This is a genomic window from Bacillus sp. LR--39 (genome assembly GCF_053613335.1).
In genome coordinates this window covers 1-921 of record NZ_JBSIOT010000498.1, presented here as the reverse complement: position 1 = coordinate 921, position 921 = coordinate 1, and the positions used below count along the sequence as shown (strand labels likewise).

At 48.1% G+C, this 921-nt stretch carries 1 protein-coding gene; it reads left to right on the top strand.

What is annotated here, in order from left to right; all coding sequences use genetic code 11:
• Positions 1-921: UvrD-helicase domain-containing protein (locus ACWHAR_RS24440; protein WP_452088102.1), on the top strand; the 921-nt coding region annotated here is incomplete at both ends.

Below are 921 nucleotides of genomic sequence, written 5' to 3'. Positions count from 1 at the left end.
CGCGGGTATTGACGCACCGCATTGCGTATTTAATGGCGGAGAAGCGCGTTGCCCCGTGGAACATACTGGCGATTACATTTACGAACAAAGCGGCCAGAGAAATGAAAGAACGTGTGGAAAGCATTCTCGGACCGGGAGCGGATGACATCTGGATTTCGACGTTCCACAGCATGTGCGTCAGAATTTTGCGGAGAGACATCGACAGAATCGGCATCAACCGGAATTTCTCGATTCTTGATACGTCTGACCAGCTTTCCGTCATTAAAGGAATCCTGAAAGAAAGAAACATCGATCCGAAAAAATTCGATCCGAGAAGCATACTAGGATCGATCAGCAGTGCGAAAAACGAGTTGATCGCCCCGGAAGAATACGAGAAAACAGCTGGCGGTTTTTTTGAACAAGTCGTCAGCGATGTCTACAAAGATTATCAGAAGAAACTGCGGAAAAACCAGTCGCTCGATTTTGACGATTTGATTATGACGACGATTGTCCTGTTTGACCGGGTGCCGGAAGTGCTTGAATACTACCAGCGGAAATTCCAATACATTCATGTCGATGAGTATCAGGATACGAACAGGGCGCAGTATTTGCTCGTCAAAAAAATGGCGCAGCGCTTCCAAAACATCTGCGTTGTCGGGGACTCCGACCAGTCGATCTACAGATGGCGCGGAGCGGATATCGCCAACATCCTGTCGTTTGAAAAAGACTATCCGAATGCGAGCGTCATTCTGCTCGAACAAAACTACAGATCGACAAAGCGGATATTGAACGCGGCCAATGAAGTGATTCAGAACAACTCAAACAGAAAGCCGAAAAACCTCTGGACCGAAAATGACGAAGGGGCGAAAATCTCCTACTTCAGAGGCGACAACGAATTTGGCGAAGGCCAATTTGTCGCGGGCAAAATCAGGGAGCTCGTCG